We start from the raw sequence: 25,722 nt of genomic DNA on the forward strand, positions 1-25,722 counted from the left end.
GCTCTGCCCCGGTCGCCGTCCCGGCCTCTCCCCCGCCCCGACGAGCGGATCCGGGCTCGCGCCGGTGCCGGACGGGGCCCGCAAACCCTGCACACACGCGACCCACAGCGACGAACGAGGGAACGGACAGCATGTACTTCACCGACCGTGGCATCGAGGAACTGGTCGACCGCCGGGGTGACGAGCAGGTCAGCATGGAGTGGCTCGGCGAGCGGCTGCGCGACTTCGTCGACCTGAACCCGGAGTTCGAGACCCCGATCGAACGCTTCGCCACCTGGCTCGCCCGCCTCGACGACCCCGACGACGAGTAACGTCCGGCGGCATCCGCGCCCCGGCCGAGCGCGCGAGCGCTCATTCCGCCGCCCGGGGCGAGCGTCACGCGCCGGAGACAGGCCGGCGTTACAGTGACGTTCATCTGTCCGCTCGACGAGTCGGGGTGCGGTATGGGGACACCCACCGGTGACGCCGCCCGGCCAGGGGCGTCGCCCACCGCCGCCGGGCCCGCCGCACCGAAGCCCTTCGCGCCACCCGAGCCCGTCGTCACCGCGGCCACCCTCAAACCCGGTCACGTGCTCTGCCTCGACTGCGACGGGCTCGGCTGGTGCCCCGAGTGCCTCGCCCGGGGATACCTCCTCGACGACAGGGGAGACCGGCGGCGGTGCTTCGTCTGCTTCGGTTCGAAGATCTGCCAGATCTGCGACGCCTTCGGCCAGAAGTCCCTCGCCGACATGCCCTCCTGGGTACGCCGGCAGTACCCCGCCGCCCCCACCGATCCCCGCTAGACGCCCAGCGCCGTTGATCATGACGCTGCCGTCGAACGCCCCGGCGTGTCGCGATGGCAACGTCATGATCAACGGAAGGGGGGCGAAGGACCCGAGCCGGTGGCGCGAAGATCTTCTAGGGTGGGGGCGTGGCCCGGAGCGTGTACGTGACCAGCGTGGGATCCGGCGGCGGGAAGTCGACCGTCGCCCTCGGGCTGGCGGAGCTGTTGTCCCGGCAGGTCGAGCGGATCGGCGCGTTCCGGCCGCTGGTCGGCGGGCACGGCCCCGACCCGATCCTCGCCCTGCTCAGCGACCGCTACCGGATCGAGCTGCCGCTGGCCGACCTGAGCGGCACCAGCTACGCCGAGGCGACCGCGCTGGTCGCCGACGGGCGGCGGGAGGAGCTCATCACCGGCATCGTCGCGCGGTACCGGGAGGTCGAGCGGCGCTGCCCCGCCGTGGTCGTGGTGGGCAGCGACTTCGCCGACGGCGGTGACGGTGCCGGCCCCCGCGAGCTGGCCTTCAACGCCCGGCTGGCCACCGAGTTCGGCAGCGTGGTGGTGCCCGTGGTCGACGGCTTCGAGCAGGATCCGGCGGCCATCGCGGCGGCGGCGCGCGGGGCGTACCACGATCTGGAGGACCTCGGGGCCACGGTGCTGGCCGTGATCGCCAACCGGGTTCCCGGGCCGATGACGCTGCCCGAGCTGCCCGTCCCCACGTACGCCATCCCGGAGGTGCCGACCGTGTCGGCGCCGACGGTGGCCGAGGTGGCGGCGGCGCTCGGCGCCACCCTGCTCGCCGGGGACGACGACGCGCTCAGCCGCGACGTGCTCGACTACGTGGTCGGGGCGGCGCACGTGCCGACGCTGCTGGACCACCTCACCGAGGGCGCCCTGGTGATCACCCCCGGCGACCGGGCCGACCTGCTGGTGGCGGCGAGCGCCGCGCACGTGGCCGGGCAGGTCTCGGTCTCCGGGCTGGTGCTGACCCTCGGCGAGCAGCCCGACCCGCGGGCGATGCGGCTGGTCGAGGGGCTGAACACCGGGCTCGCGGTGCTCTCCGTGCCCAGCGACAGCTACGACACGGTCGCCGCCTCCAGCCGGATCGAGGGTCGGCCCAGCGCGGCCAACCCGCGCAAGGTGGAGGCCGCGCTCGGCGCGTTCGAGCGCTGCGTGGACACCGACGACCTGGCCCGCCGGCTGCGGGTCAGCCGCTCCGAACGGGTCACCCCGCTGATGTTCGAGTACGACCTGATCGACCGGGCCCGGGCGCGGCGCCGGCACCTCGTGCTGCCGGAGGGGGCGGAGGAACGGATCCTGCGGGCCACGGAGATCCTGCTGCGCCGGGGCGTCGCCGACATCACCCTGCTCGGCCGCCCGGACGACATCGCCCGGCGCACCCGCGAGCTGGGCATCGACATCACCGGCGCGCGGGTGGTCGACCCGGTCACCAGCGAGTGGCGCGAAGACTTCGCCACGACGTACGCCGAGCTGCGCGCCCACCGTGGTGTCACCGTCGACCTGGCCCACGACATCGTCGCCCAGCCCAACTACTTCGGCACGCTGATGGTGCAGACGGGGCACGCCGACGGGATGGTCTCCGGCGCGACCCACACCACCGCCGCCACCATCCGCCCCGCATTCGAGATCATCCGCAACGTGCCGGGCGTCTCGGTCGCCTCCAGCGTCTTCTTCATGCTGCTCGCCGACCGGGTGCTGGTGTACGGCGACTGCGCGGTCAACCCCGACCCGGACGCCGCCCAGCTCGCCGACATCGCCATCTCGTCGGCCGACACCGCCGCCCGGTTCGGCATCGAGCCCCGGGTCGCGATGCTCTCCTACTCCACCGGCAGCTCGGGCTCGGGCGTCGACGTGGAGAAGGTCGCGGCGGCCACCAAGCTGGTCCGCGAGCGCCGGCCCGACCTGCTGGTGGAGGGGCCGATCCAGTACGACGCGGCCATCGACCCGGCCGTCGCGGCGACGAAGCTCCCCGGCAGCGAGGTCGCCGGCCGGGCCACGGTCTTCATCTTCCCGGACCTGAACACCGGCAACAACACGTACAAGGCGGTGCAGCGTTCCGCCGGGGCGGTGGCCGTCGGGCCGGTGATGCAGGGCCTGCGCCGGCCGGTGAACGACCTGTCCCGGGGCGCCACCGTGCCGGACATCGTCAACACCGTGGCGATCACCGCGATCCAGGCCGGGGTCGCCGGGGAGCCGTCATGAACGCCCCGGTGCACGGGCACCTGTCATGAACGGTCCGGTCGACGGGCCGCACGAGGGCACCGGTCGACGGGCCGGCGCCACGAAGGAGACGCCGATGAGCCGGGTGCTCGTCCTCAACTGCGGTTCGTCGTCGGTGAAGTTCCGGCTCTTCGACGGCGACCGGGTCGTCGACAAGGGCACCGTGGAGCGGGTCGGCGAGCCCGGCGGCGGCCCGGCCGACCACGAGACGGCCGTCCGGGGCATCCTCGCCGGGCTCGACCTGACCGGGCTGGCCGCCGTCGGGCACCGGGTGGTGCACGGCGGGACCCGGTTCGGCGAGCCGGTGCTGATCGACGCCGCCGTGCTGACCGCCGTCCGCGACCTGATCCCGCTCGCGCCGCTGCACAACCCCGCCAACCTGACCGGCATCGAGGTCGCCCGGGCGGCCCTGCCGGGGGTGCCGCAGGCGGCCGTCTTCGACACCGCGTTCCACCACACGCTGCCCGAGGCCGCCGCGACCTACGCGGTCGAGCGGGAGACCGCCGAGCGGTACGGCATCCGGCGGTACGGCTTCCACGGCACCTCGCACGCGTACGTGTCGCGGCGCACCGCCGAACTGCTCGGCCGCCCGTACGCGGAGGTGAACACGATCACCCTGCACCTGGGCAACGGGGCCAGCGCGTGCGCGGTGGCCGGCGGCCGGAGCGTGGCCACCTCGATGGGGATGTCCCCGCTGGAAGGGCTGGTCATGGGGACCCGCAGCGGCGACCTCGACCCGACGGTGATCTTCCACCTGCGCCGCGAGGGCGGGCTGTCGGTCGACGAGATCGACGACCTGCTCAACCACCGCAGCGGCCTGCTCGGGCTGACCGGCGCCAACGACATGCGCGAGGTGCTCAGGCGCCGGGCCGACGGTGACGCGGCCGCGGCGCTCGCCTTCGACGTCTACTGCCGGCGGATCACCGGCTACGTCGGGGCCTACTACGCCCTGCTCGGGCGGGTGGACGCGGTCACCTTCACGGCCGGCGTCGGCGAGCACGCCGCCCCCGTCCGCGCCGCCGCCCTGGCCGGCCTGGACCGGCTCGGCATCGCGGTGGACCCGGAGCGCAACGCCGGCACCGGTGACCGGATCATCTCGCCTACGGGCGCCGAGGTCACGGTCTGCGTCGTCGGCACCGACGAGGAGCGCGAGATCGCCCTCCAGACCCGCGCTGTGGTCGAGGCCACCGCCTGACCGCCCGGGCCGCACCGGCGAAGCTTCTCGCGACCGGTGGTCGAGGTCGGCGCGCCGACACCGTAGGCCTCAGCGGCGGGCCTTCCCGCGTCGCCGGGCGGCCCGGGTGCGCCGGACGCGGTCGCGCCCCGGGCCCCGGGGTGGCGCGGAGGCGGGCCGGTCGAACATCCCCGTCGGAACGAGGGCCGCGAATACGAACACCCCGCCCACCGCGGCACCGAGCAGCCCGAACGGAATGCCGCCCCAGGAGTTGAGGAAGAACACCGAGTCGTCGGTGTTGCCGTTGGCGGCCACGAACTCCGCCGGCCGCTCCGGATCGACCCAGAGCATCATCTCCTCCGGGGGTTCCTCGGAACAGCCGCCGGCCGAGCCGCAGAGGATGCGCTCGTTGTGCTGGACGCCGCCGTACTCGTACCAGACCCGGACGGTGTCGGTGCCGCCGCCGCGCCCCACGGTGTTGTGCCGGTCGGTCACGGTGGCCCGTACCGGGACGCCGTCCGCCCGCAGCCGCTCCGCCTTGGCGTGCAGGTGCCACTTGTACGCCCCGATGGCCACCGCGTACGTCAGGCCCGCGAGCAGCAGCACCAGACCGATGGCGGCGCTGCGCCGGTCGACGCCGCGTAGCCGGGAGCGGAGCCGCCGCCACCGGCCTGGAACGCGCTCCGGGCCCGCCGCCGCCTCCGTGCTTCCCGGGGGCGGCTCTCCCGCGCCCGGCTCCCGGCCGCCGGACGGCTCCACGCCGCTCAACCCAGCGCGAGCCAGGCGAGCAGGGCGACCAGTACGACCACGACCACCGCCGCGCCGGCGAGCAGCGGCGTCCGGGACGCGCCGGCCGGCGCCTTCGGCTCGGCGGTGTTGGCGAACGCGCGGAACGCCTCGGTGTTGCCGCTCGGGTCTGTGTGCTTCTCCACCATGGCGGTGACCATAGTCAAGCGGGTTCCGCGCCACCGTCCCCCGCGCGCTCCCCGGCCTCAGGTCCAGCCGGCCGGTGGAGGCGATCCGGCCGGGTGGCGGGCGTGTCCGGTCCGGACGGCGGGGACGATCCGGGCGGCCGGGCACCTACCGTGAATCAGTGACGCTCAAGCGGCTGGTCGCCGCGCTGATGACGGCGCTGTTGGCCGGCTGTGGCCCGGCGGCGACCGCCGCGCCCGGTGCTCCCCCACCGGGCCGTCCGGCGCCCGTGGCGGCCTACGCCGTCGGCGTACGGACGCTCACCGTCGACCCCGCCTCGGCGCGCCCCCTGCCGGTGACCATCTGGTACCCGGCGGAGGGCGAAGCGGTGGCCGCCGGGCGCTTCCCGGTGGTGGTCTACAGCCACGGGCTGCACAGCCTGCCCGAGCTGCACGCCGGGCTGACCACGCGCTGGGCCGCCGCCGGGTTCGTGGTGGCCGCCCCGACCTACCCGCGTACCCGGCGCGGCGCCCCCCGGTTCGACCGCGCGGACGTCCGCCACCAGCCGGCCGACGGCTGGCGGGTGATCCGGCACCTGACGCGGCTCGACGCCCGGGCCGGTGATCCGTTCGCCGGGCACCTCGACGTCGCCCGGTTCGCCGCCGCCGGTCACTCGGCGGGCGGTTTCACCACGGCCGGCATGTTCGCCTCGGGGCGGTCGGGGCGGCTGCGCGCCGGCATCGTGATCGCCGGCGGCGGGATGGCCGGCAGCTTCGCCGCCCCGGCGGCCCCGGTGCTCTTCGTGCACGGTACGGCCGACCGGATCGTGCCGGTGACGGTCGGCCGGGCCGCGTACCAGCGCGCCACCGGCCCGGCCGCCTTCCTGAGCCTGCTCGGGCAGGGCCACGGCGAGTACCTGACCCCGGGGCGGCCCGGCTTCGAGCAGGTCCTCGCCACCACCACCGACTTCCTCCGCTGGACCCTCTACGGCGACCCGGAAGCCGGCCGCCGGCTGCCCGGCGACGCCCGTTCCCCGGGCGTGACGACGTTCGAGAACCGCCTCGCCCACTGACCCGACGGCCGTCGCCACCGGCCTGCCCGGGTCGGAAACGCGGTCGCGGGACGGGGACCGGCACGGCTACGGTCCGGGCGTGGACGCTCTCGCGGGACGGCAACTGGACGGTATCGCCGAGTTGGCCAGGCTCGCGGTCGCGGCCGGCATCGAGGTGTGGCTGCGGGGCGGCTGGGCGATGGACTTCCACCTCGGCGAGATGACCCGCCCGCACGTGGACGTCGACTGGTACTGCTGGCGCGCCGACGCCGACCGGCTGGCCGGCCTGATGGCGGGGCACGGCTGGCGGCTCGACCCCCGGATGCCCGTCGACGTGCAGCTCGACCTGGTCCGCGCAGACGTCGAGATGAGCGTCGCGTACCTGGCGCGGGACGCGACGGGACGGGTGGTGGTGGGTGCCGGCCCGTGGGCGGGCACGCCGCTGCCGGACGGGATGCTGGCCGGTCCGCCCGGTCGGATCGGCCCGCTGACCGTCCCGATGATCTCGGTGGCCGCACAGGTCGAGTTCAAGGAGATGTTCCCCGTCTGGATGCCGGAGCGGCCCCGGCGGGCGAAGGACGCCGCCGACCTCGCCCGCCTGCGCGCCGCCGGGCGGCACCCGGAATCGACTGACGCCCCACCGCCCGCCGACCCGCCTCCCGCCCAGGCCCGATGGAACCCGCTCCCAGCGTGACTGGGCTGGTGGCCCCAACCAGCGATGATCAGGACGCCATGGACCCTGGAACGACCGGGTAACGTCCACGGCGTCCTGATCATCGGGGGGCCGTCAGCGGCAGGCTGTGGGGGTGCATGGCACCACTGGTCCGCAGGGGCACGAGCGCCCCGGGCGCGGCAGGGGCCCGCAGCGGGCGTGGGCAGCGCAGGGCGTGGGGCGTACTGCGTCGGTCTGCGGCCGGGCGGGGCGCGCCGCGAGGCACAATCGTTGCCATGCCGCGTCGTGTCGCCCCCGCCCTGCTCGCCTGCGCACTGCTCACCACCGGTCTGGTCGGCTGTTCCGACGACGCCGGGCCGGCCCCGCAGGCGGCGGCTCCGCAGGTGACGCCCCCGGCGCCGCCCACGCAGGCAGCCGCCCCCACGCCGCAGGCGCCCGTCGGCACCGCGCCGGACAAGGCCTTCGCTGTCGGCGTACGCCAGTTGAAGCTGAACCGCGACGGGAAGCGGTCGCTGCCGGTGACCGTCTGGTACCCGGCGGCCGGGAGGGCCGGAGGCGAGCCGGAGCGGTCGGCGGAGGCTGCCGGGGGGCGGTTCCCCGTGGTCATGTTCAGTCACGGCCTGAGCGCCCGGCCGGCCGACTACGAGACGCTGCTGACCCGGTGGGCGGCGGCCGGGTTCGTGGTGGCCGCGCCGACCTTTCCGCACACCGCCCGGGGCGGCGACGGCAACGTGCTCGACGTGCTCAACCAGCCGGCCGACGTGTCGTACGTGCTGACCGAGGTGCTCGCCCTCGACGGCAGGGCCGGTGACCCGCTGCGCGGCCGGTTGGCCGGCGACCGGGTGGCGGCGGCCGGGCACTCGGCGGGCGGGGTGACCACCATCGGCCTGTTCACGGCCGGCCGGGACGAGCGGCTGGACGCCGGGGTGGTCTTCGCCGGCACCGCGCTCGGCGTCGGCACCGCCTTCGCGGGCGCCGCCGCCCCGCAGCTCTTCGTGCACGGCGAGGCCGACGAGGTGGTCGAGTACGCCGCCGGTAAGGCCGCCTACGACAAGGTGCCCTGGCCGAAGGCGATGCTCAGCCTGCCCGAGGGCGACCACGGTCGGGCGCTGCTCAGCGACGGTGCCGCGCTGCGGGTGGTCTCGGACACCACTGTCGAGTTCCTCCGCTGGTCGCTGTACGGCGACGAGGCCGCCAAGCGCCGCATCCCCACCGACGCCGCCCGCGACGACATCGCCACCCTCGACAACCGCCTCTGACCCTGCCCCACCCCGCTTCTCCCCCGCCCCCTTCTCTTCAAGATCGCGCTACTTCCTGGAAAGAGTGGCCTCCCGGCGCGGAAAGGCCACTCTTTCCGTGTTGTAGCGCGATCTTGCCGCCGGGGCGCGGGCCCCGGGGGCGGGGGCAGGGGCGCGCGATCTTGCCCCGGAGAGGGGGCAGGGGCGCGGGAGGGGCAGGGAGCGTCAGGCGGTGTGGTCGACGACCACCTTGCCGAAGACCTCGCCGGAGTGCAGGCGGGCGAAGGCGTCGGCGACCCCGCTGAACGGGACCACGGTGTCCACCACCGGGCGCACGCCACGCTCGGCGCAGAAGGCGAGCAGGGCGGCCAGCTCGTCGGGGGTGCCCATCGAGGTGCCCAGGATCTCCAGTTGCATGGCGAAGACCCGGCGCAGGTTGACCTTCGGCTCGTGGCCCGAGGTGGCGCCGGAGACGACGATCCGGGCCCCCGGCGCGGCGGACTTCAGCGAGTGGTCGAAGGTGGCCGCGCCGACCGTCTCGATCACCACGTCGACCCGTTCCGGCAGCCGGGCGCCCGGCTCGACGGCGGTCGCGCCCAGCTCGGCGATCCGCTCCCGCTTGGCGGCGTCGCGGCTGGTCGCGTACACCCGCTTGCCCAGCGCGGCGGCCAGCGCGACGGCCGCGGTGGCCACGCCCCCGCCGGCGCCCTGAACCAGCACGGCGTCGGCGTCGGCGACCCGGCCCACGGTGGTCAGCATCCGCCACGCGGTCAGCCAGGCGGTCGGCAGGCAGGCCGCGTCCGTCGCCGCCAGGCCCGCCGGCAGCGGCAGCAGGTTCGACCGGGGTACGGCGACCCGCTCGGCCAGGGTGCCGGGGAAGTGCTCCGAGAGGATGGAGATGCCGCGCGGGTCGCCCGGGGTGGGGACGACCGGGTAGACGACGACGTCGTTGCCGTCCGGGTCCACCCCGACGGCGTCGCAACCCAGGATCATCGGCAGTTGCTCCGCGCGCAGCCCGACCCCGCGCAGCGACCAGAGGTCGTGGTGGTTGAGGGAGCTGGCCCGCACCTGCACGGTCACCCAGTCGTCGGCCGGGTGGGCCGGCTCGGGCTGCTCGCCGACGGTGAGCGCGGCGAGCGGGTTGGCGTCGTCGAAGCGGGAGACGAAGGCGGCACGCATGATCGGCACGGTAACAAGCCCAGCCCCTGGCAAGAAGGCCTACCGGGGTGTGAGGAAGGGCCCCTTCCTATCGCCTGAGCGATAGGAAGGGGCCCTTCCTCACACGTTCAGCGGGTGACGCCGTCGCGGCGGGCGGCCTCGGCCACGGCCTCGGCCACCGCGGGGGCGACCCGGGGGTCGAGCGGGGACGGCACGATCGCCTCGGCGGTGAGCGACTCGGACACCACACCGGCGATGGCGTCGGCGGCGGCCACCTTCATGCCCTCGGTGATCCGGGTGGCGCGGGCGTCCAGCGCGCCCCGGAACACGCCCGGGAAGGCCAGCACGTTGTTGATCTGGTTGGGGTAGTCGCTGCGACCGGTGGCGACGACCGCCACGTGCCGGGCGGCCACCTCGGGGTGCACCTCGGGCGTCGGGTTGGCCAGGGCGAAGACGATGCCGCCGGGGGCCATCCCGGCGACCGCCGCCTCCGGGATCTGCCCGCCGGAGACGCCGATCAGCACGTCCGCCCCACGCAGCGCCTCGGTGATGTCGCCCACGCGGCCCTCGGCGTTCGTGCTGGCGGCCAGCTCGGCCTTGGTGCCGGTCAGCTCGGACCGGTGCCGGCCGATGATCCCCTTGGAGTCGCAGACCACCACCTGGTCGGGGTTCACGCCGCCGGCGACCAGCATCTTCGTCACCGCCACCCCGGCCGCGCCGGCGCCGCTGACCGTCACCCGCAGATCGCCGAGCTTGCGGTTGAGCAGCGCCGCGGCGTTGCGCAGGGCGGCGAGCACGACGATCGCGGTGCCGTGCTGGTCGTCGTGGAAGACCGGGATGTCCAGGGCCTCGTCGAGCCGGCGCTCCACCTCGAAGCAGCGCGGGGCGCTGATGTCCTCCAGGTTGATCCCGCCGAACGACGGGGCCAGCGCCCGCACCACCGCCACGATCTCGTCCACGTCCTGCGTGTCCAGGCAGACCGGCACCGCGTCGACGCCGCCGAACTGCTTGAACAGCACCGCCTTGCCCTCCATCACCGGCAGCGAGGCGCGCGGGCCGATGTTGCCGAGCCCGAGTACGGCGGAGCCGTCGGTGACGACCGCGACGGTGTGCGACGCCCACGTGTAGTCGGCGGCGAGCGCCGGGTCGGCGGCGATCGCCTCGCACACCCGGGCCACGCCGGGGGTGTACGCGAGGGAGAGGTCCTCCCGGCTGGTCAGCGGGACGGTCGACGTGACGGCCATCTTGCCGCCCCGGTGCAGTAGGAAGACGGGATCAGCGGGGTCCATGGTGGACGACGACATGGTGACTCCAGAATCTGTCGAGCAGACGGAGCGGCCGGCGCGGGACGCGAGGTGAGGCGCCGAGCGGCGGCACGCGGTGCGGGGGTCACCCGGCCACGTTCCGAGCATAGTGTCGCTCTCGTCACGTCGATGTGAGCGGGGTCATAACCGACGGGTAGGCACCCGCCCTGGCCGGGGCCAGTAGCGGGCCACCACCCGGCCCCGTACGTCGGCCACCCCGTACGCCCGGGAATCGTCGGTGACCAGGTCGTTGTCCCCGCGCAGCCACCAGCCGCCGTCCTCTGCGCGGACCGCGCGTTTGACCACGAGGAGGTCGGGGCGGCTGCGAAAGACCGCAATCACGACGTCGCCGGGGCGTACGGGCCGGCCCCCGCGCCGGACCAGCACCGCGTCACCGTGGCGCAGTGTGGGCGACATGGACGGGCCGGTCACCAGCACCGCGGTCAGTGGCCACCGCATCCGGGGCGGCACCGCCGGGTAATCGGCCCCCATCGGTTTCCTCTCCACCCGGCCTCCCCGGAGCGAGTCCAGGAGTAATGTCGTCTTGGATCATCGCAAACTTCCCATGGAGGATCCTGATGCGACTTCCACGCATCCTTACGCCCCGCGTGACCGCCAGCGCCCACTGCGACCTGCCCTGCGGCGTCTACGACCCGGCCCAGGCCCGGATCGAGGCCGAGTCGGTCAAGGCGATCTGCGAGAAGTACCAGGCCAACACCGACCCCGAGTTCCGCACCCGCGCCATCCTGATCAAGGAGCAGCGCGCCGACCTCGTGAAGCACCACCTCTGGGTGCTCTGGACCGACTACTTCAAGCCGGCCCACTTCGAGAAGTACCCCAACCTGCACCAGCTCTTCAACGAGGCCACCAAGCTGGCCGGGGCCGCCGGCGCGAAGGGCGGCACCGACCCGTCCAAGGCCGACGAGCTGCTCCAGAAGATCGACGAGATCTCCAAGATCTTCTGGGAGACCAAGCAGGCGTGACCCTCACCGGTCCGCCGACGATCCGGCCGGCACGTCCCGAGGACGTGCCGGCCGTCGTCGCAATGGTGCACGAGTTGGCGGAGTACGAACGCGCCGCCGACCAGTGCCACCGCACGCCCTGACCGTCCTCGCCGCACGCGCAGACCGTCCTCGCCGCACGCGTGAGTGGCGGCCCCCACACGCCCCGGCGGCTGAGCGGGTAGAGTCGCCGACCGGGGGGATGAGTGGTGACTCAACTGACCGGGCAGCCGACGACCGACGACGACGTCGTGCACCTCACCGTGCCCGCTGACGGGGGCTACCTCGGGGTGCTGCGTACCGCCACCGCCGGCCTCGCGGCGCGGCTCCAGTTCGCCCTCGACGAGATCGAGGACCTGCGCATCGCCGTCGACGAGGCGTGCGCGATGCTGCTCGCCATCGCCACCCGGGACGCGGAGCTCGACTGCCGCTTCGCGGTCACCGACGACGCGCTCACCGTCGAGGTGACGGTGCCGACCGTCCGGGGCGCGACGCTCCCCGCCGAGTCGTCGTTCGCCTGGAAGGTGCTCACCGCGCTCACCACGTCGGCGTCCGCGACGGCCGCCGACGGCCGGGCCACCATCTCGCTGCTCACCCGCCGCGCCTCCGGCTACTGACCGCCGCCGCCCGGGTGGGCGCGGCGCGGGCGTCACTCGAAGCCGAGGGCCCGGGTGGTGGGGGCGCTGAGCAACAGGACGGCGACGCCGAGGCCGAGTGCCATCACCGGTACGCCGAGCCAGCCCATGCCGCCCTGGACCATGAACCACCCGATCGGCAGCAGCATGAGCTGGAGCACGATCGCCGGCGCGCGGGCGCCCGCCCTCCGCCGCGCCAGCGCACCGCCCAGGGCCCAGAGCACCGCCGCCGCCCCGATCGCGAACGCGGTCACCAGCAGCGCCGACGTGAGGTCGGTGGTGGTGGCGGTGAGATCGGCCCAGACCAGCCACGCGGCGACCAGTCCCACGGCGACCGCCTCGGCCCGCAGCAACCGGGTCGCCCAGCGGAGGGTGACGGGAATCGGGTCGGAGTCGATGGTCACGCGCGCCACGATACCCGTGCTACCGCGCGGTACAGTGCCGCCCATGCGGGCCGTCCTGGTGGTCAATCCGAAGGCCACCACCACCAGCGAGCGCAGCCGGGATGTCCTGGTCCGGGCGCTGCGCAGCGAAGTCGATCTCTCCGTGCGCTACACCCGGCGCCGGGGGCACGCGACCGCCCTGGCGCGCGAGGCGGCCGAGGAGGGCGTCGACGTCGTCGTCACGCTCGGTGGCGACGGCACGGTCAACGAGGTGGTCAACGGCCTGATGACGGCACAGCCGCCGACCATGCCGACGGGCGACACACCAGCCGAACGGCTCCCCGCCCTGGCGACCGTGCCGGGAGGCTCGACCAACGTCTTCGCGCGGGCGCTGGGCCTGCCCCGGGACTGGCCGGACGGGGCGAGCATGATCCTGGAGGGCCTGCGGCTGGGCCGGCACCGGACCATCGGGCTCGGCCGCGCCGACGACCGCTACTTCACCTTCTGCGCGGGCTTCGGCATCGACGCGGCGGTCATCCACCGGGTGGAACAGGCCCGGCGGAAGGGCCGGGTCTCGACGCCCGCGCTCTACTTCCGTTCCACCGCCGCCCAGTACTTCCTCAACTCCGACCGGCGTCACCCGGCGATCAGCCTGGAGCGCCCGGGTGAACCGGCGGAGGAAGAGCTGGCGACGGCGATCATCCAGAACACCGCGCCGTGGACGTACCTGGGCGACCGGGAGGTCAATCCGAACCCGGAGGCGTCGTTCGACCTCGGTCTGGACGTGCTGGCCCTACGGCAGCTCCGGGTCGCCAGCACGACACGCACAGTGACACAGTTCTTTTCCCGGACGCCCGACCCGCGCGGCCGTCAGGTGTTGCGGCTGCACGATCTCGACGAGTTCACCCTGCTTTCGGGCAGGCCACAGGCCTTCCAGCTGGACGGCGACTACCTCGGCGAGCGGGAGAAAGTCAGATTCACATCCATTCCCGCCGCACTCAGAGTAATCTGCTAGGTCTCGGGTACTGCCCTAGGTCGACGCGGCCACACCGGACGGACGCGAAGGCCGCCACACCGAGGGGCAGGTGCCTGAAATGTCAGCAATGTCACGCGGACTGTACTATATTGATCCTCGACAGTGGTACGCCGGGTAACCAGGAAGGCACTGGAACCCGGACAAATGGGTTGTGGGCTTGCTCACCGCCCGGAGTTTTTCCGAGCGTCACCCTTGACATCCCGGGCGTTCGTGAAAGTATTCACAAGCGAACTTGAGTTACCGGGACATTGCTTGGATACGCTCGTCGGGCTGAGCCGTTCCAGCAGGTCCACGGGGCTGACACAGCCTGCTCACGCACCGCCGAATAGTCGGACGCGAACCGTCACATCGGCGCTGCGGACGCATATAGGAAAAGCAACAGAGCAATATCTGCCACCCACCCAGAATGAGGAGTGTTGCCGCCATGGACTGGCGTCACCATGCTGTCTGCCGCGACGAGGACCCGGAGCTGTTCTTCCCGATCGGGACGTCCGGACCGGCTCTCCTGCAGGTCGAGCAGGCCAAGGCCGTCTGCAGGCGCTGCTCCGTGACCGACCAGTGCCTGCAGTGGGCGCTGGAGTCCGGTCAGGACGCTGGCGTCTGGGGCGGGATGAGCGAGGAGGAACGGCGGGCCGTCAAGCGCCGCGGTGGCCTCCGGGTGCTGCGCGCTCACTCCGCCTGATCACACGCATCGGCGTTACGCCCCGGCCGGGTAAGCCCGCCGGGGCGTAACGCTGTCCGCCCCCGTAGCCGCGGATGTGTCGGCACCGTGGTCGCGGATGCGTCCTGCGGTCACGGACGGGCCGGGGATCCGACCGACCGGCTGACGGCGTCCACCCGCCGCAGGACCAGGTCGGCCAGCTCCGGAGCGTCAGCCAGCGGGGCGGACACCACCGCCCCGGCACCCCGCGCCGCCTTGGACACGGCATCGTGGAACAGGCCGGGAGCCAGGAAGTACGCCGACACCGCCACCCGCCGCGCTCCCCCGGCGCGCAGCCGTGCCACCGCCGCCCCCACGTCCGGCGAAGCCGCCGAGGCGTACGACACGTGGGTGGGCACCCCGAGATCGTCGCGCAGCGCGGCGGCGACCCGCCCCACCGACCCGCGCGCCCGGGCGTCCCTGGTGCCCGCCGCGGCCAGCACCAGCCCGTCGAACCGGTCCGCTCCCGCCTCGTCCAGCCGCCTGCGCAGGCCCGCCAGCAGCCCGGTGTCCACCTCGCCGTCGGCGGGACCGAGCACCTCGGTCACCCGTACCGCGATCGGTGGCCCCGCCTCCCCGGCGGCCGCGACCGCCGCCGGGATGTCCACCCGGCGGTGGTACGCGGCGGTGAGCAGCAGCGGCACCAGCACCGCGCGCGGCTGCCCGGCGCGGGCCAGGTCCCGCAACACCGCCGCCGGCCCCGGCTCGGTGTGGTCCAGCCAACTCGCCAGCACCGCCGTGCCCGGCCGGGCGGCCGACACGGCCCGGGCCAGCGCCCGGGTCGCCTCGGCGGCCCGGGCGTCCCGGCTGCCATGGGCGACCAGGACCACCGGGTCGGGCTGCCCCGGCCCGGAAGGGCGCGCACCCGGGCCGGCAGGGTGCACGCCCGGCCCGGTCAGACGTGCAGTCCGCACTCGGTCTTCTCGAACATGGCCCAACGGCCGGCCCGGGAATCCTCCCCCGCCTTGGTGCGACGGGTGCAGGGCCAGCAGCCGATCGAGCCGTAGCCCTGCTTGAACAACTCGTTGACCGGCACGTTCCAGCGGGCGATGTAGGCGTCCACGTCGGCCTGGCTCCACGCCGCGATCGGGTTGACCTTGACCTTGCCCCGGCGCGCGTCGAAGGTCACCACCGGCGTGTTCGCCCTGGTCGGCGACTCGTCCCGGCGCAACCCGGCGGCCCACGCGTCGTACCCGGCGAGGGCCCGCTCCAGCGGCTCCACCTTGCGCAGCTGGCAGCAGTCGTCCGGGGCCTTGTTGAACAGGCGGGGTCCGTACTCGCCGTCCTGCTGGCCGACGGTCAGCCGGGGCCGGATCGACCGTACGTTCACCGGCAGCGTCCGGGCCACCTCGTCGCGGACCCGCAGCGTCTCCGGAAAGTGCAGGCCGGTGTCGAGGAAGACCACGTCCACCCCCGGAGCGACCCGGGACACCAGGTGGGCCAGCACGGCGTCCGCCATGGAACTGGTGACGCAGAACCTGTCGCCGAACGTCTCGGCCGCCCAACGCGCGATCTCCAGGGCGGGCGCGCCCTCCAGGTCCCGCCCGGCAGCCTCGGCCAGCGCGCGCAGTTCCTCGGGGTCGCGCCGGGCCGGATCGGCAGCCGCGGGGGCGCCCGGACCGATCAGGCCCAGCCCGGCGGCCGAAACAAGGCCCCGCGTCGCCCCGGGCCGCGCCGGGCCGCTCACCGGGTCACCGCCCGGCCGAGCAGCCCGGTGAACCGCACCGTGAACACCCGGGCACAGGCGTGGCACTCCCATGCACCATGGCCCGTCTCGCTCGGCCGCAGGTTCTCCTCGCCGCAGTACGGGCAGTACAACGGCGCGGAACGGGTCTCGCTCATCGCGTCACCTCGCTTCGCTCGGCACCGCGACGGACACGGAGTTGCCTGATTCGCTCGCTGCGCTCGCTCATCGGAGTTCCTCCTCGTCGGCCCTGACCACCCAGTTGGCGAACGTCTCGCCCGCCTCGCGGCCGGCCAGGTAGCGCCGGGCCAGCCGCTCCACGTACTCCGGAAGCTCCTCGGCGGTGGTCTTCAGGCCGCGCAGCTTGCGGCCGAACCCGGCGGTCTGCCCCTCGGCCATGCCGAGCCCGCCGCCCAGGTGCACCTGGAAGCCCTCCACCTGGCGGCCGTCCGGGCCGACCACCAGTTGGCCCTTGAGGCCGATGTCGGCGACCTGGGTCCGGGCGCAGGCGTTGGGGCAGCCGTTGATGTGGATGGAGATGTCGGCGTCGAAGTCGCGCAGCCGCTCCTCCAGCCGGGCCACCAGTTCCTCGCCGCGCGCCTTGGTCTCGACGATGGCCAGCTTGCAGTACTCGATGCCGGTGCAGGCCATGGTGCCCCGCCGCCAGGCCGACGGCTGGGCCTCCAGGCCGATCCCCCGCAGCGCGCCCACCAGCGAGTCGGTCCGCTCCGCCGGCACGTCGAGCACCAGCAGCTTCTGGTACGCGGTGAGCCGCACCCGGTCGCTGCCGTGCGCCTCGACCACGTCGGCCAACTGGGCGAGCTGCTTGCCGGAGACCCGCCCGACCACCGGGGCGGCGCCGACGTAGTGGTGCCCGTCGCGCTGCCGGTGCACCCCGATGTGGTCCACCGGCCGGTCCGGCAGTTGGGGGGAGGGACCGTCGAGCAGGTCCCGGCCCAGGTACTCCTTCTCCAGCACCTCGCGGAACTTCTCCACGCCCCAGTCGGCGACCAGGAACTTCAGCCGGGCCCGGTTACGCAGCCGGCGGTAGCCGTAGTCACGGAAGATGCCGACCACGCCGGCCCAGACGTCCGGCACCTCGTCCAGCGGCACCCAGACGCCGAGCCGCTGGGCCAGCATCGGGTTGGTGGAGAGCCCGCCGCCGACCCAGACGTCGAAGCCAGGGCCGTGATCCGGGTGCTCCACCCCGAGGAAGGCGATGTCGTTCGCCTCGTACGGGGTGTCGACCAGCCAGGAGATCGACGTCTTGAACTTGCGCGGCAGGTTGGAGTACGCCGGGTCGCCCACGTACCGGCGGACGATCTCGTCGATCGCCGGGGTCGGGTCGAGCACCTCGTCGCGGGCCACCCCGGCGACCGGGCTGCCCAGCACGATGCGGGGGCAGTCGCCGCACGCCTCGGTGGTCTGCAGGCCGACCGACTCCAGCCGGCGCCAGATCTCCGGCATGTCCTCGACCCGGATCCAGTGGTACTGGATGTTCTGCCGGTCGGTGATGTCGGCGGTGTCCCGGGCGAACTCGCGCGAGATGTCGGCGATCACCCGGAGCTGCGCCAGGCTGAGCTGCCCCCCGTCGATCCGGACCCGGAGCATGAAGAACTCGTCCTCCAGCTCGTGCGGCTCCAGCACGGCGGTACGGCCGCCGTCGATGCCCGCCTTGCGCTGGGTGTAGAGCCCCCACCAGCGGAACCGGCCGCGGAGGTCCTGCGGGTCGATCGAGGCGAACCCGCCGTGGGCGTAGATGTTCTCGATCCGGGCCCGTACGTTCAGCGGGTTGTCGTCCTTCTTGGTCCGCTCGTTGGGGTTGAGCGGCTCACGGTGACCGAGCGCCCACTGACCTTCGCCCCGGGGCCGACGCGGGGTCCGGGCCGGCCGGGGGGACGTCGGGTCCCCGGCCCGGGCCGGGATGCTGCTGACCGCCATGTCGGCGTCCTCCGTTGTCTGCGGTGCCTCGGGGATGCGCTGGGGCGCGCGGCCTACCCGTCGGGGACGGGCTGGCGACAACGGTGTCGGAGCAGCCGGCGCGGGGCGCGCCCGAGACAGAATGGTCGGGCGTCGTCAGTCGGCCGGACAGATCGCGCTGCGCACGCGGCCGTAGTCGACGTGGCGGCGTGCCACGAAGCGGCGGACGACAGCGGCGGTCATGACGGCCATGCTGCCACACCCACCAGTAGCCAGCCAACGAGTGCGTGCCGGATCCCACATCACGGGCCGACCCACCTTCCCCCGGCCGGGCCCCGCCACCACCGCGACCCACCATGCTGTTCCCCGCGCTGTTCCCCGCGCTGTTCCACCGCCGCTTCCACTGGCCCTGCCCGCACCGCGCCCCCGGTTGCACCGCGCCACCGCGCCGCTGCTCCCCCCGCGCCGTTCTCCCGCGCCGCGCTGCGAGGCTCCTCAGGCCGGGACGACAACTTCCAGGAAATAGTCCCCTCAGCACCGCAGAAGGCCACAACTTCCTGGAAGTAGCGCGATCTTCAGCGCGGTGCACGGCGGGGTGGGCCGGGGCGGGTGGCCGGGGCGATCCGGGGATTCCCGGCCGTGTGGCGGGCGGGGGTGGAAGGCTCGATACGTGGGCGAATCGTCCGATAAGTGGCAAGCGGGCGACGAAAACGGCGCGCCGCTCGACGCCCGACCCGAACGCTCCCCCCGACCCGAGCACTTCCCCCGACCCGAGCAGGCATCGCGACCCGAGCAGGCATCGCGACCCGAGCAGGCATCGCGACTCGAGCAGGCATCGCGACTCGAGCAGGCATCCCGAACCGAGCGCTCCGCCCGAACCGAGCAGGCGTCGCGGCCCGGGCGGTCACGCCGGTTGGCGCTGCCGGTCTGGCCGCTGCCGGCGCTGCTGACCCTTACGGTCACCATCGCCGGGTTGGGCCGGGCGCAGCTGTGGCGCGACGAACTGGCGACCTGGAGCGCGGCCAGCCGTTCGCCCGGAGACCTGGTCCGGCTCGCCGGCACCATCGACGCCGCCACCAGCCCCTACTACCTGTTCATGCACGCCTGGCTGGCGGTCTTCGGCGATTCGGTCACCGCGCTGCGGCTGCCCGCCGCCCTGGCCATGGCCGCCACGGCGGGGCTGACCGCGGTCCTCGGGCAGCGGCTGCTCGGTGCCCGGGCCGGGCTGCTCGCCGGGCTGCTCTTCGCGGTGCTGCCGGGCACCTCGCGCTACGGCCAGGAGGCCCGCCCGTACGCGCTGGCCACGCTCTTCGCGGTGCTCGCGACCCTGCTGCTGGTCGAGGCGCTCACCCGGCCGGGTTGGGCCCGCTGGGCCGGGTACGCCGCCGCCGTGGCCGCACTCGGCCTCGTCCACCTGGTCGCGCTCACCCTGCTCGCCGCCCACGCGGTGGCGGTGTTCGCCGCTCGCCGCGACCGGCCGCCGAACCGCCCGCTGCGCTGGGTGCTCGCCCTGGTGCCGGCGGCGCTGCTGCTGGCACCGCTGGTGTTGCTCGCGAGAGGGCAGCGGTCCCGGCAGCTCGGCTGGGTGGACACCGCCCGGCTGACCGACCTGACGACGTTGCCGACCGGGGTGGCACAGAGCGGGGTGGTGGGGGGTCTGCTGCTCGGCCTCGCGGCGCTGGGTGGGGCCCGGCTCGGCCGCCGCGCCCTTTTGCCCGGGCTCGCCGTGCTGCTGCCCGTGCTGCTGGTCTTCGCCGCCGGGCTGGTGGTGCCGCTCTGGGTGCCCCGGTACCTCGTCTTCGTGGTGCCCTTCGCCTGCCTGCTGGCCGGCGCGGCGCTGGCGGCGGTGCCGCTGCCGTCCGCGATGGCCGTGGTCGCCCTGGCCGGGCTGCTCGGGCTGCCCGACCAGGCGGCGCTGCGGCGTACCCACGAGTGGCCGCGCGGTGCGACGGTGGACTACCGGGGCGTCGCCCGGATCGTCGCCGACGGTCAGCGGCCGGGCGACGTGGTCGTCTACTCGCCCCGGGAGAGCTGGCTCTTCCTCGACCTGGGGCTCGAGTACCACCTGGGCGACCGCCGGCCCCGGGACGTGCTGGTGACCGAGGACCAGGCCCGCCGGGGCGACCTGTGGGCCGCCGAGTGTGCCCGCCCGGCCGAGTGCCTGGCCGGCGCGCAGCGGGTCTGGCTGGTGGTCGCCGGCCGGCGCGACGATCCGCTGGCCGCTGTCGGCGGGACCAAGGGGGACGCCCTGCGCGCCGGCTTCACGGTCGACCGGGTCTGGCCGCGCGCGGGGCTGACCGTCGCCCTGCTGGCCCGTTGAGTCAGGGCGGTCAGCCGGCCGGGGCGTTGCGGGCCAGCGGGACGACGAGCGTCGCCTCGGTGCCGCCCTTCGCGCCGGGGCGCAACTCGATGGTGCCGCGCAGTTCGCCGGTGACCAGCGCCCGGACGATCTGCAACCCGAGGTTGCCGCCCCGCTCCGCGTCGAAGTCCGGCGGCAGCCCACGGCCGTTGTCGGCCACCGAGACGTGCAGCATCTTCCGGAACCGGTGCGCCGACACCACCACCTCCGGCCGGGCCGGGGCAGGCGGCTGTTCGGGCGTGGCCGGAACGGACCCCTCCGGCGCCCCCGCGGCGGTGCCGGTCGCCCCGGCAACAGGCCCGCCCGCCCCGACAACAGGGTCGGTCGTCCCGGCGACAGGCCCGACAACAGGGTCGGTCGTCTCGGCGGGCGGCGGGAAACCGTGCTCGACGGCGTTGAGCAGCAACTCGTTGAGCACCATCACCAGCGAGGTGGCGACCTCGGCGGGAAGCACCCCGAAGCTGCCCTCGCGCCGCATGCCGACCGTCGACTCGGTCGCGGCCACCTCGGTCGCGGCGCTGGCCACCCGGTCGACGATGCCGTCGAACTCGACCGCCTCGTCGCTGGACATGGAGAGGGTCTCGTGCACCAGGGCGATGGAGGCGACCCGGCGTACCGACTCCTCCAGGGCGACCCGGGCCTCCGGCATGCCCACCCGGCGGGCCTGGAGCCGCAGCAGGGCGGCGACGGTCTGGAGGTTGTTCTTGACCCGGTGGTGGATCTCCCGGATGGTGGCGTCCTTGGTGATCAGGGCGCGGTCGCGGCGGCGTACCTCGGTGATGTCGCGGACCAGGACCAGCGCGCCGATCGGCACTCCGGCGGGCATCAGCGGCAGGGCCCGGGTGAGCATCGTCGCGCCACGCGCGTCGATCTCCCGGCGGGGCGGTGCCTCGCCGCGCAGCGCGGCGAGGATGCCGTTCGCCGCGTCCGTGCCCTCCAGCGGGTCGCCGGCCAGCCGGCGGTGCAGCGCCGCCAGGTCCTCGCCCACCAGGTGGGAGGCGTAGCCCAGCCGCCGGTACGCCGACTGCGCGTTCGGGCTGGCGTAGGTGACCTTGCCGCTGGCGTCGAGCCGGACCAGCCCGTCGCCGACGCGCGGGGCCGACGTCGTCTCCCCGGGATGGCGGGGCGGCGGAAAGGTGCCGTCGGCGATCATCTGGGCCAGGTCGTCGGCGGTGGTGAGGTAGTTCAGCTCCAACTGGCTCGGGGTGCGGGCGGTGGAGAGGTTGGTGTCCCGCCCGACCACGGCGATCACCTCGCCGGCCTCGCCGTCGGCGGTGCGCAACCGGACCGGGATCGCCTCGTGCCGGGCGGGCACGTCGCCGTACCAGACCGGGTCGCCCTCCCGCCAGATCCGGCCCTGCCGGTGGGCCACCTCCAGGTGGGCCACCTCGGGCCCGCCGACGATCCGCCCCACCTGGTCGTCGAGGTACGCGGTGGGGGCGGTCGTCGGCCGGACCTGGGCGACGCAGAGGAACGCCCCGTCGCCGTCCACGGGCACCCAGAGCAGCAGGTCGGCGAAGGACAGATCGGACAGCAACTGCCAGTCGCCGGCGATCCGGTGCAGGTGGTCTATGTCGGCCGGACGGAGGCGGGTGTGCTCCTCGGCGAGGTCGCGCAGCGTGGACACGCTGACCAGCGTGCCACGCCCGTCGTCACATCGTCGCGGTGACCTTCTTCAGGCCGCGCGGCGCGTCCGGGTCCTCGCCCCGGGCCAGCGCCAACGCCAGCGCCAGTCGCTGCAACGGCAGGATGTCCAGCAGCGGGGCGTAGCGCTCGTCGACCTCGGGGACGGCCATCCGGGTGGCACCCTCGACGTCGGCGGAGCCGACCACCACCACGTCGGCACGGCGTTCGCCGAGCCGGGGCAGCACCTCGCCCATCGACCGGCCGCCCGGCCCGGAGCCGACCACGGCGAGCACCGGCACGTCCGGGTCGGTCATGGCGAGCGGGCCGTGCAGCAGATCGGCGCCGGAGAACGCGAGCGCCGGCAGGTACGAGGTCTCCATCAGCTTCAGCGCGGCCTCCCGGGCGGTCGGGTAGGCGTACCCGCGGCCGGTGGTGACGAGCTGGCCGGCGAACCGGTAGCGGGGGGCGAGCTGGGCCGGGGTGGGGTCTTCCAGGGTACGGGCGGCCAGCTCGGGCAGGGCGGCGAGCGCCTCGCGCTCGGCGGCGGGCAGCGCGCCGTCGCCGGCCCGGATGCCCTCGACGAGCATCAGCAGGGCGAGCAGCTCGGCGGTGTAGGTCTTGGTGGCGGCCACCGCGCGTTCGTGCCCGGCGGCGATGTCCACGCTGAGCTCGGCGACGTCGGCCAGCCGGGAGTCGGGCGCGTTGGTGACCGCGAGGGTCAGCGCGCCCGAGGCGCGGGCGGTCCGCAGCACCTCGGCGAGGTCGGGCGAGCCGCCGCTCTGGCTGACGCCGACGACCAGCGCGTCGGAGAGGTCCGGCGTGGCGCCGTAGAGGGTCACGACGCTGGGCGAGGCGAGGCCGGCGGGCAGGCCGAGCCGGATCTCGGTCAGGTACGCCCCGTAGAGGGCGGCGTGGTCGGAGGTGCCCCGGGCGGTGAAGACCACGTGCCGGGGGCGACGTTCGGCGATGACCGCCGCCACCCGGGCGATCGCCCCGGCGTGCCCGGCGGAGAGCAACCGGGCGTAACCAGCCGGCTGCTCGTCGATGTCGGCGGCCATGCCAGCCCCTGCACGTGTCACGGAAACTCCTCCCACTGCGCGATTGCCGCGCGTTTCCTGCTCAGTCTTGCACGTTTGCTTCGAACCGAGCAATCGAACGAGCATGAGTGCGCAGATGATCACCATCTCGACGCAACATCACCTACGCTTGCCCGGCCCAACCGGAGCACCCGACGAGCGAGAGGACCACGTGCCCGAGGACGACGGGCCACTGCCCGCCACGGAGGAACTCACCCTGGCCCGCCTCGCCATGGCCGACGGCGACCTGGCGCACGCGGCTGGTCACGTCGCCGCCGCGCTGGCCCGGGCCCCGACCCTGCCCGAGGCGCACGAGGCCCTCGCCCGGCTGGCCGCCGCCGACGGCGGGGGCGGCATCGAACTCTTCCCGCTGCGGGGCCACGCCTTCGTCGGTGCCGTGGTGGCCCGCGCCCACCTGCTCGCCGCCGCCGGCCGGCCCGCGGAAGGGCTGGACCTGCTGGTCGCGGCGACCGGCTACGCCCCGGGGACGGACTGGGCCGGGGTGCCGTGGGTGACCGCCCCGGAACTCGCCGACCGCCTCGATGCGGACCGCGCCGCCCGGATCCTGATGCAGGTCTGCGCCGCCGTGTCCGACCCGGTGCCCCGGGCCGGCCGGCCCGCCCTGGCCGCCTACCTGACGCTGGCCCGCAACGCGGTCGCCGTGCATCCCGAGCACGGCCTGCTGCTGGGCGCGGCGTCCGCGCTGGCCCGGCGGCTCGACGAGGTCGCCCTGGCGATCCGCTGGGCCGCCCGGGGCGTACGCGCGGAGCCGTCGAAGATCGGCGAGGTCTGGCTCGGGTACGCGTACCGCAGCGCCGGCCGTACCCGCGAGGCGCTGGCGGCGCTCGGCCGCGCCGTCGCGCACGATCCCGACGACCTCACCGTCTACGCCGACATCGCCGGGACCCTCGCCGACAGCGGGCGGCTCGACGAGGCCCTCGGCTGGATCGACCGGGCGCTGGCCCGGGATCCCTCGTTCGACTGCGCCGTGCACACCGCCCACCGGCTGCGGTACCAGCGCGACGGCGACGTGGCCCACCTGGTCGCGCTCGCCGACTTCGTCCGGGACCATCCCGACGACACGCACGAGCACGGCGACCTGGCCGAGAGCTGTCGCGGCCGCCCCTGGCTCGGGCAGCTCACCCCGGCCGCCGGAGCCGTCGTGGACGCGCTGCGGCAGGCCGCCACCGACGGGCACGGCGGCGTCGGCGCCACCGTACGACTCGACTCGCCGGCACCGCCCAGCGCGCTGCGTACCGCCGCGATGGCCGCGCCCGGCCTGCGGATCGAGATCGCCGGCGGGCCCGATCCGGACCCGCGCGAACCCCGGCGGGCGGGCACCCGACAGCTCTGGCGCCACGACGGGACGGCGGTCGTACCCGCGGTGCCGGCGCCCTCGCCGGAGGCGGTCGCGCGGCTGCGGCAGCTCGCCCACCCGTCCTGGCCGCACCCGCCGGCGGCGTACGACGCGGCGGTGGGCCTGGCCACCCTGGAGTTGCCCGACCTGCTCGGCCTGCTGGCGCACCCCCCGGAGGCACCGCCCACCGCGCTGGGCCGTGTGCTCGGGCAGGACCCCTCGCTCTGGGTACGTTGCGTCCAGGTGTGGACCTGCCTCGGCCTGCTGCACCACCGCACCGACGAGCCGTGGCCGGAGTCGACCCGGCGTCAGGTGCTGCTGGACCTCGTCTGGGGCGTCGAGGACTGGGTCACCGAGGCGGCGCTGTTCGCCCTAGTCACCGCCGCCTGGGTCGAACCGGAGGTGCGCCCCGACGTGGCCCGGGTGGTGACGGAGCGGCTGGCCGACGCGGCGACGGTCGCCCGGTCCCGGGCGGTGCCGATCGCGCGCTCCCTGGCCCACCTGGCCCTGGCCAGCCCGGCCCTGGACGCGGAGACGGCGGCCCTGGCCACCTCGCTGACCGCCACCCGCCGGGCGCCCCGGCCCCGGGCCGGCCTGCGCCGCCTCTGGCGGCGCCTCACCCGGCGGTGACCACCTGGCCGACCGTGCTCTCGCCTCCCGGGCGGAGGTCCAGCCGGAGGCCGAGCAGGTCCACCCCCGCCACGGGCGTCCAGTCCCGCTCGGGCGTCCGCACGAAGCCCCGCCGGCGGTAGAGCCGCTGGGCGGCGGTGGCGAAGCCGTCGCGGATACAGATGACCACGGCCGAGCAGCCCAGCTCGGCCGCCCGCGACACGCACGCCTCGACCAGTGCCGCGCCGACGCCCCGCCCCTGCGCGGCCGGGTCCACCGCCAGCATCCGGAACTCCGTCTCGCCGGGGCGGGACAGTTCGGCGTACCGGGTGCCGGGCAGCACGAACGTCACCGAGCCGAGCACCGCGCCGGTGGCGTCGTCGACGGCGACGAGCACTTCGCCGTGCTCCGCCCGGGTCGCCACGTCGGCGAGCGCGACGGCGTAGCCGTGCTCGTCCTTGAGCTGGCCGTCCGCCTCGTACGCGGCCACCGTCAGCCGGGCCACCGCCGCGAAGTCGGCCGGCCCCGCCCGGCGGACCGAGAGGCCGGTCAATCGATCACCGCGATCAGATCGCCGTCCTGCACCACGTCGCCCTCGTTGACCGCGAGCTGCTTGACGACACCGTCGGACTCGGTGACGACCGGGATCTCCATCTTCATCGACTCCAGGATCACCAGCGTGTCCCCCTCCGACACGGTGTCCCCGGCCGACGCGACGACCTTCCAGACGTTCGCCACCATCTCGGCGCGGATCTCCTCGGCCATCTCCCGGCCCTCCCTCTCGCGATTGCCTGCCGACGTATCCAATCATGCGGGCAGCCGCCG

The 25,722-nt window shown here is 74.4% G+C and carries 26 protein-coding genes and 3 pseudogenes; 14 read left to right on the forward strand and 15 right to left on the reverse strand.

From position 1 onward, the window contains the following. Positions 1-131 precede the first annotated feature (131 nt). From ABZ809_RS17210 to ABZ809_RS17225, 4 genes are all read left to right on the forward strand, one after another. Complete coding sequence (locus ABZ809_RS17210) at positions 132-311, forward strand: DUF6104 family protein (protein WP_357563488.1); 180 nt, start codon at positions 132-134, stop codon at positions 309-311. 132 nt (positions 312-443) lie between these two features. Continuing rightward, complete coding sequence (locus ABZ809_RS17215; protein ID WP_357563489.1) at positions 444-782, forward strand: hypothetical protein; 339 nt, start codon at positions 444-446, stop codon at positions 780-782. Between the two features lie 128 nt (positions 783-910). After that, positions 911-2,983, forward strand: coding sequence for a phosphate acetyltransferase (pta, locus tag ABZ809_RS17220; RefSeq protein WP_357563490.1), 2,073 nt, complete (start codon positions 911-913; stop codon positions 2,981-2,983). A gap of 94 nt (positions 2,984-3,077) precedes the next feature. Beyond that, the gene (locus ABZ809_RS17225) at positions 3,078-4,196 is read left to right on the forward strand and encodes an acetate kinase (protein WP_357563626.1); all 1,119 of its coding nucleotides are present in this window, start codon (positions 3,078-3,080) and stop codon (positions 4,194-4,196) included. 69 nt (positions 4,197-4,265) lie between these two features. On the opposite strand, the gene ABZ809_RS17230 is transcribed toward ABZ809_RS17225, so the two are convergent. Together ABZ809_RS17230 and ABZ809_RS17235 are read right to left on the reverse strand one after the other, a co-directional pair. Further along, a complete protein-coding gene (locus tag ABZ809_RS17230; protein WP_357563491.1) occupies positions 4,266-4,934 on the reverse strand; it encodes a DUF3592 domain-containing protein in 669 nt (222 codons plus the stop codon). 5 nt (positions 4,935-4,939) lie between these two features. Beyond that, positions 4,940-5,110 carry a hypothetical protein gene (locus ABZ809_RS17235; protein WP_357563492.1) on the reverse strand — a complete coding sequence of 57 codons (171 nt, stop codon included), beginning with the start codon at positions 5,108-5,110 and terminating at the stop codon, positions 4,940-4,942. Positions 5,111-5,268: 158 nt separating this feature from the next. On the opposite strand from ABZ809_RS17235, the gene ABZ809_RS17240 reads away from it, so the two are divergent. From ABZ809_RS17240 to ABZ809_RS17250, 3 genes are all read left to right on the forward strand, one after another. Further along, positions 5,269-6,159: an alpha/beta hydrolase gene (locus tag ABZ809_RS17240; protein WP_357563493.1), complete on the forward strand. Its 891-nt coding sequence runs from the start codon at positions 5,269-5,271 to the stop codon at positions 6,157-6,159. A 79-nt stretch (positions 6,160-6,238) separates the two neighbouring features. Further along, entirely contained in the window at positions 6,239-6,832 is a 594-nt protein-coding gene (locus ABZ809_RS17245; protein WP_357563494.1) for an aminoglycoside adenylyltransferase, read from the forward strand. A 254-nt stretch (positions 6,833-7,086) separates the two neighbouring features. Next, a complete protein-coding gene (locus tag ABZ809_RS17250; protein WP_357563495.1) occupies positions 7,087-8,070 on the forward strand; it encodes a chlorophyllase in 984 nt (327 codons plus the stop codon). A gap of 204 nt (positions 8,071-8,274) precedes the next feature. On the opposite strand, the gene ABZ809_RS17255 is transcribed toward ABZ809_RS17250, so the two are convergent. The 3 genes from ABZ809_RS17255 to ABZ809_RS17265 form a co-directional block, all read right to left on the reverse strand. Further along, positions 8,275-9,237, reverse strand: coding sequence for a zinc-binding dehydrogenase (locus ABZ809_RS17255; RefSeq protein ID WP_357563496.1), 963 nt, complete (start codon positions 9,235-9,237; stop codon positions 8,275-8,277). A 98-nt stretch (positions 9,238-9,335) separates the two neighbouring features. Further along, positions 9,336-10,511, reverse strand: coding sequence for an NADP-dependent malic enzyme (locus ABZ809_RS17260; protein WP_357563497.1), 1,176 nt, complete (start codon positions 10,509-10,511; stop codon positions 9,336-9,338). Positions 10,512-10,652: 141 nt separating this feature from the next. Continuing rightward, a complete protein-coding gene (locus tag ABZ809_RS17265; RefSeq protein WP_357563498.1) occupies positions 10,653-11,003 on the reverse strand; it encodes a S24/S26 family peptidase in 351 nt (116 codons plus the stop codon). A gap of 86 nt (positions 11,004-11,089) precedes the next feature. Here ABZ809_RS17265 and sodN point away from each other — a divergent pair, with 86 nt between their 5' ends. The 3 genes and pseudogenes from sodN (at position 11,090) to ABZ809_RS17280 (ending at position 12,129) form a co-directional block, all read left to right on the forward strand. After that, positions 11,090-11,494 carry a superoxide dismutase, Ni gene (sodN, locus tag ABZ809_RS17270; protein ID WP_357563499.1) on the forward strand — a complete coding sequence of 135 codons (405 nt, stop codon included), beginning with the start codon at positions 11,090-11,092 and terminating at the stop codon, positions 11,492-11,494. Continuing rightward, positions 11,491-11,610: pseudogene (locus tag ABZ809_RS17275) on the forward strand (GNAT family N-acetyltransferase); the annotation flags it as partial. The gene sodN and the pseudogene ABZ809_RS17275, both read left to right, overlap by 4 nt. A 111-nt stretch (positions 11,611-11,721) precedes the next feature. Beyond that, positions 11,722-12,129, forward strand: coding sequence for an ATP-binding protein (locus ABZ809_RS17280; RefSeq protein WP_357563500.1), 408 nt, complete (start codon positions 11,722-11,724; stop codon positions 12,127-12,129). A 32-nt stretch (positions 12,130-12,161) separates the two neighbouring features. Here ABZ809_RS17280 and ABZ809_RS17285 read toward each other — a convergent pair whose 3' ends face one another. Beyond that, entirely contained in the window at positions 12,162-12,551 is a 390-nt protein-coding gene (locus ABZ809_RS17285; RefSeq protein ID WP_357563501.1) for a hypothetical protein, read from the reverse strand. A gap of 43 nt (positions 12,552-12,594) precedes the next feature. Here ABZ809_RS17285 and ABZ809_RS17290 point away from each other — a divergent pair, with 43 nt between their 5' ends. Together ABZ809_RS17290 and ABZ809_RS17295 are read left to right on the forward strand one after the other, a co-directional pair. Further along, positions 12,595-13,545, forward strand: coding sequence for a diacylglycerol kinase family protein (locus tag ABZ809_RS17290; RefSeq protein ID WP_357563502.1), 951 nt, complete (start codon positions 12,595-12,597; stop codon positions 13,543-13,545). Positions 13,546-13,990: 445 nt separating this feature from the next. After that, positions 13,991-14,248, forward strand: a complete 258-nt coding sequence (locus ABZ809_RS17295) for a WhiB family transcriptional regulator (RefSeq protein ID WP_007072794.1) — start codon at positions 13,991-13,993, stop codon at positions 14,246-14,248. 110 nt (positions 14,249-14,358) lie between these two features. Here ABZ809_RS17295 and ABZ809_RS17300 read toward each other — a convergent pair whose 3' ends face one another. The 4 genes from ABZ809_RS17300 to ABZ809_RS17315 all read right to left on the reverse strand — a co-directional run bounded on the left by ABZ809_RS17300 (position 14,359) and on the right by ABZ809_RS17315 (position 17,891). Then, positions 14,359-15,150, reverse strand: coding sequence for a CbiX/SirB N-terminal domain-containing protein (locus tag ABZ809_RS17300; protein ID WP_357563627.1), 792 nt, complete (start codon positions 15,148-15,150; stop codon positions 14,359-14,361). An 11-nt stretch (positions 15,151-15,161) separates the two neighbouring features. Next, positions 15,162-15,953 (reverse strand): phosphoadenylyl-sulfate reductase, encoded by a 792-nt coding sequence (locus ABZ809_RS17305; RefSeq protein ID WP_357563503.1) that lies wholly within the window; start codon positions 15,951-15,953, stop codon positions 15,162-15,164. Further along, positions 15,950-16,108 (reverse strand): hypothetical protein, encoded by a 159-nt coding sequence (locus ABZ809_RS17310; protein ID WP_357563504.1) that lies wholly within the window; start codon positions 16,106-16,108, stop codon positions 15,950-15,952. Before ABZ809_RS17310 ends, ABZ809_RS17305 begins: the two co-directional genes overlap by 4 nt. Before the next feature lie 67 nt (positions 16,109-16,175). Beyond that, positions 16,176-17,891 carry a nitrite/sulfite reductase gene (locus ABZ809_RS17315; protein WP_357563505.1) on the reverse strand — a complete coding sequence of 572 codons (1,716 nt, stop codon included), beginning with the start codon at positions 17,889-17,891 and terminating at the stop codon, positions 16,176-16,178. An 892-nt stretch (positions 17,892-18,783) separates the two neighbouring features. Here ABZ809_RS17315 and ABZ809_RS17320 point away from each other — a divergent pair. After that, positions 18,784-20,190: a glycosyltransferase family 39 protein gene (locus ABZ809_RS17320; protein ID WP_357563506.1), complete on the forward strand. Its 1,407-nt coding sequence runs from the start codon at positions 18,784-18,786 to the stop codon at positions 20,188-20,190. 10 nt (positions 20,191-20,200) lie between these two features. On the opposite strand, the pseudogene ABZ809_RS17325 reads toward ABZ809_RS17320, so the two are convergent. The 3 genes and pseudogenes from ABZ809_RS17325 to ABZ809_RS17335 all read right to left on the reverse strand — a co-directional run. Continuing rightward, positions 20,201-20,440: pseudogene (locus ABZ809_RS17325) on the reverse strand (ATP-binding protein); the annotation flags it as partial. A 162-nt stretch (positions 20,441-20,602) separates the two neighbouring features. Then, positions 20,603-21,856 (reverse strand): annotated as a pseudogene (locus tag ABZ809_RS17330) (histidine kinase N-terminal domain-containing protein); the annotation flags it as partial. Positions 21,857-21,881: 25 nt separating this feature from the next. Further along, a complete protein-coding gene (locus ABZ809_RS17335; protein ID WP_357563628.1) occupies positions 21,882-22,913 on the reverse strand; it encodes an SIS domain-containing protein in 1,032 nt (343 codons plus the stop codon). 250 nt (positions 22,914-23,163) lie between these two features. On the opposite strand from ABZ809_RS17335, the gene ABZ809_RS17340 reads away from it, so the two are divergent. Continuing rightward, the gene (locus tag ABZ809_RS17340) at positions 23,164-24,918 is read left to right on the forward strand and encodes a tetratricopeptide repeat protein (RefSeq protein ID WP_357563629.1); all 1,755 of its coding nucleotides are present in this window, start codon (positions 23,164-23,166) and stop codon (positions 24,916-24,918) included. Here ABZ809_RS17340 and ABZ809_RS17345 read toward each other — a convergent pair. Beyond that, a complete protein-coding gene (locus ABZ809_RS17345) occupies positions 24,905-25,450 on the reverse strand; it encodes an N-acetyltransferase (protein ID WP_357563507.1) in 546 nt (181 codons plus the stop codon). The genes ABZ809_RS17340 and ABZ809_RS17345 overlap by 14 nt on opposite strands. Further along, the gene (locus ABZ809_RS17350) at positions 25,447-25,662 is read right to left on the reverse strand and encodes a biotin/lipoyl-binding carrier protein (RefSeq protein WP_357563508.1); all 216 of its coding nucleotides are present in this window, start codon (positions 25,660-25,662) and stop codon (positions 25,447-25,449) included. Before ABZ809_RS17350 ends, ABZ809_RS17345 begins: the two co-directional genes overlap by 4 nt. Between the last annotated feature and the right edge of the window lie 60 nt (positions 25,663-25,722).

This window comes from Micromonospora sp. NPDC047074 (genome assembly GCF_040643815.1).
Classification (GTDB): domain Bacteria; phylum Actinomycetota; class Actinomycetes; order Mycobacteriales; family Micromonosporaceae; genus Micromonospora.

Coding starts and splice junctions, on each gene's coding strand:
- ABZ809_RS17290 (WP_357563502.1), top strand. CDS start 12,595: ATGCGGGCCGTCCTGGTGGTCAATCCGAAGGCCACCACCACCAGCGAG.
- ABZ809_RS17295 (WP_007072794.1), top strand. CDS start 13,991: ATGGACTGGCGTCACCATGCTGTCTGCCGCGACGAGGACCCGGAGCTG.
- ABZ809_RS17335 (WP_357563628.1), bottom strand. CDS start 22,913: ATGGCCGCCGACATCGACGAGCAGCCGGCTGGTTACGCCCGGTTGCTC.
- ABZ809_RS17265 (WP_357563498.1), bottom strand. CDS start 11,003: ATGGGGGCCGATTACCCGGCGGTGCCGCCCCGGATGCGGTGGCCACTG.
- ABZ809_RS17250 (WP_357563495.1), top strand. CDS start 7,087: ATGCCGCGTCGTGTCGCCCCCGCCCTGCTCGCCTGCGCACTGCTCACC.
- ABZ809_RS17235 (WP_357563492.1), bottom strand. CDS start 5,110: ATGGTGGAGAAGCACACAGACCCGAGCGGCAACACCGAGGCGTTCCGC.
- ABZ809_RS17215 (WP_357563489.1), top strand. CDS start 444: ATGGGGACACCCACCGGTGACGCCGCCCGGCCAGGGGCGTCGCCCACC.
- ABZ809_RS17210 (WP_357563488.1), top strand. CDS start 132: ATGTACTTCACCGACCGTGGCATCGAGGAACTGGTCGACCGCCGGGGT.
- ABZ809_RS17340 (WP_357563629.1), top strand. CDS start 23,164: ATGGCCGACGGCGACCTGGCGCACGCGGCTGGTCACGTCGCCGCCGCG.
- ABZ809_RS17315 (WP_357563505.1), bottom strand. CDS start 17,891: ATGGCGGTCAGCAGCATCCCGGCCCGGGCCGGGGACCCGACGTCCCCC.
- ABZ809_RS17260 (WP_357563497.1), bottom strand. CDS start 10,511: ATGTCGTCGTCCACCATGGACCCCGCTGATCCCGTCTTCCTACTGCAC.
- ABZ809_RS17225 (WP_357563626.1), top strand. CDS start 3,078: ATGAGCCGGGTGCTCGTCCTCAACTGCGGTTCGTCGTCGGTGAAGTTC.
- ABZ809_RS17310 (WP_357563504.1), bottom strand. CDS start 16,108: ATGAGCGAGACCCGTTCCGCGCCGTTGTACTGCCCGTACTGCGGCGAG.
- sodN (WP_357563499.1), top strand. CDS start 11,090: ATGCGACTTCCACGCATCCTTACGCCCCGCGTGACCGCCAGCGCCCAC.
- ABZ809_RS17350 (WP_357563508.1), bottom strand. CDS start 25,662: ATGGCCGAGGAGATCCGCGCCGAGATGGTGGCGAACGTCTGGAAGGTC.